3 protein-coding genes are annotated in these 2792 nt (G+C 65.9%); all 3 read left to right on the forward strand.

From position 1 onward, the window contains the following. Positions 1-241 precede the first annotated feature (241 nt). From cas6 to RMP06_RS06280, 3 genes are read left to right on the forward strand one after another with little or no spacing between them, the layout of a single operon-like run. Entirely contained in the window at positions 242-1168 is a 927-nt protein-coding gene (gene cas6 / locus RMP06_RS06270; RefSeq protein ID WP_310460921.1) for a CRISPR system precrRNA processing endoribonuclease RAMP protein Cas6, read from the forward strand. Continuing rightward, positions 1165-1479, forward strand: coding sequence for a CRISPR-associated protein Csx16 (gene csx16, locus RMP06_RS06275; protein WP_310460922.1), 315 nt, complete (start codon positions 1165-1167; stop codon positions 1477-1479). The genes cas6 and csx16 overlap by 4 nt, the downstream gene beginning before the upstream one ends. A 17-nt stretch (positions 1480-1496) precedes the next feature. Next, a complete protein-coding gene (locus RMP06_RS06280; protein ID WP_310460923.1) occupies positions 1497-2633 on the forward strand; it encodes a Card1-like endonuclease domain-containing protein in 1137 nt (378 codons plus the stop codon). Positions 2634-2792 lie beyond the last annotated feature (159 nt).

The raw sequence follows: 2792 nt of genomic DNA on the forward strand, positions 1-2792 counted from the left end.
AGGATTGGAAGTCCGCCATGAACCAGTTCGCGATACTCTACGGCGAGCGGTTCACCCACGCCGCCTACGGCGGCTTTCGATAACCCGGCCAACTGGCCAGTTCAACCAACCGCCTCACACACAGAAATCCGGACACTCTCCCGCCCTGCAGGCCGGCTGCGACGAGTTATGGACCCATGACCAGCGCCTGCAGCGTGCCGCGCAGGATCGAATTGCTGTCATCAGTCTTTGAGGCTCGTTTGTGTCTGTTGCTACCTTGCCCATCGCCCGCTACCGCTTCACCGCCCGCCTCGCCGCCGACCTGTGCCTGCCCGACTACGCCGGCTCGCTGCTGCGCGGCGTGTTCGGCGCGGCGTTGCGGCACACCACCTGCATGACCGGGCTACCGGTGTGTGCCGAGTGCCCGTTGTGGCGCAGTTGCTCTTACCCGGCGCTGTTCGAGACCCCGCCGCAGCCGACGCAGTTCGCCCAGCGGTTCACGCAAGTGCCCAACCCCTACGTCATCGAGCCACCCGCGTCCGGCGCTCGCGATCTGCTGGCGGGCGAGCCGCTGGTGTGGCACATGGTGCTGATCGGCGAGCCGACGCTCGGGCGGTTGCCGCTGATCGTCCACGCCTGGGAGCGTGCCTTGCGCCAGGGCCTCGGACCGCAGCGCGTGACAGGCGAGCTGCTGGCGGTCGAACGCATCGATTCCGCGGGCGAGGTGGCGACCGCCGTGGACGCCGACACCGGCCCCCACGCCGAGGCCACTCCCGCCCGCGTGACCCTGCACTTCCACACCCCCTTGCGCCTGCAGCACCAAGGCCAGGTGCTCCGCCCCGACCAGCTCGATGCCCGCACGCTGCTCAGCCAGATGTTGCGCCGCACGAATCTGGTGCTCGACCTGCACCTGGGCATCCGGCCGGCGCCGTTCGATGCCTCGGCGCTGCTGGCCGCCGTGGTGCCGACGTTGACCGACGACCGCAGCGGCCTGCGCTGGCAGGACTGGACGCGCTACTCCGGGCGCCAGCGGCAGGAGATGAACCTCGGCGGCGTGGTCGGCGCGTGGACGCTGACGGGGGCGCTGGGGCCGTTCGTGCCGTGGCTGCGGCTTGGGCAGTGGCTGCACCTGGGCAAGAGCGCGACGATGGGGCTGGGCGGCTATCAACTGGAGATGCACACCGCATGAGCGCCCTGTTTTTCATCAGCCGCCACCCGGGTGCTGTCGAGTGGGCACGCCGGCAGGGGCTGGCCGTCGATCACTGGCTGACGCACCTCGACCCGGCCGCCGTGCGACCCGGCGACACCGTGGCCGGGACGCTGCCGATCCACCTTGCCGCGCAGGTTTGTGCGCGGGGCGGGCGCTACCTGCACCTGAGCCTCGATCTGTCTGCGCACCTGCGTGGGCGGGAGCTGTCGGCCGAAGAGCTGGTGCAAGCCGGGGCGCGGCTGGAGCCGTACACCGTCGCACACCTTGACCACCGTCATTCTGTTATCTGACTGAAAGTTGAATCACCATGACCTTGCCTGTTGTTCACATCTGCATCGCCACCGGCCAGAACGCCGCCAACCTGATTCCGCTCGAACAGTACGACGCCCGTGAGGTTTGGATACTCCAGACGCCGGCCATGCGCCACAGCGCCGCCAATCTGGCGATGGTGCTCAAGCGCGAAGGCCGTGTGGTCGAGCGGCTGGATTTTGATGACAGCAGCCCGGGTGTCATGGCACACCGGGCGACCGAGATTGCGGAGCGGCTGGACGGTCGTCATGTGATTCTGCACGCCACGGGCGGCACCAAATTGATGGTGCTGGCGCTGCGCGATGGGTTGCGGTATGTCGAGGCTGGCGAAGGGCGGCTGGATATTCTGTATGCGGAAACCCAGCGCCAGCAAATCGATTGGCTGGGGGCCGAGGCGCGGACGGATGCGATGGCGGATGTGCTGGACCTGCGGCAGATGCTGCTGGTGCAGGGTTATCGGATCGAGGGCGACAATCGCCATGCTGCCGCGCAGCAGCGCGCCGCGTCACGCGCTGACATTACCCGCGACATGGGGGACAACGCTGGGCGCTATGGCAAGTTCTTCAGCTCGCTGGCCACGCTCGCGAGCCGGGCTGCCGAGGGGGCATCCGAGCGTGATCGAACCCAGGCGTTTCATTATGCGCCGGGTGGTCAGTCGGCCGTTCTGATGCGCAAGGCCCATGACAAGGGATTGCTGCAGTGGGACGGGGAAGAAACCGTGACATTTGCCAGTCAGGAAACGGCCCAGTATTTTGCGGGTGGCTGGCTGGAGGAGTTTGTCTTGCTCAAGCTCACGGGCGGACTGGTTCGGCCGGGTCGTTTCAGCAGCAACCTGCGCATTCTGTCGGTGGACAAGAATGTGCCCAATGAAATCGACGCGATGGTGGTGCACCGCAACCGGGCGCTGCTGATCGAATGCAAGACGGGGCGCCAGACCAAGGCGCAGGACGCGATTTACAAGCTGGCCCAACTCCGCCAGCAATTGGCCGGCAGTGTCGGGAGTGCGCTCTACGTGAGTGCGCAGCCTGTCGATGATAATGTGCTGCAGCGGGCGACCGAGTACAAAGTGGACGTGCTGTGCGGTGCCGACGTTGGCCGGCTTGTTCCGTGGCTGAAAGACTGGTTGGCCCGCTGAGCTGATCCGCTACAATAGCTTTCGCCGATTCAGACCGAAGATGTCAGCCGACCATCAGCTCCACGCCCCGCCGAAAGTTCGACAAGCCCTCTCGCAAGTGCTTGTCAACATTGAGGAATTCGGTGTGTGGAGTCTGAATCGGTTCCCTGGAGTTGAAGG

The sequence above is a fragment of the Sphaerotilus sp. genome (genome assembly GCF_031429695.1).
In the GTDB taxonomy this organism is placed as follows: domain Bacteria; phylum Pseudomonadota; class Gammaproteobacteria; order Burkholderiales; family Burkholderiaceae_C; genus Sphaerotilus.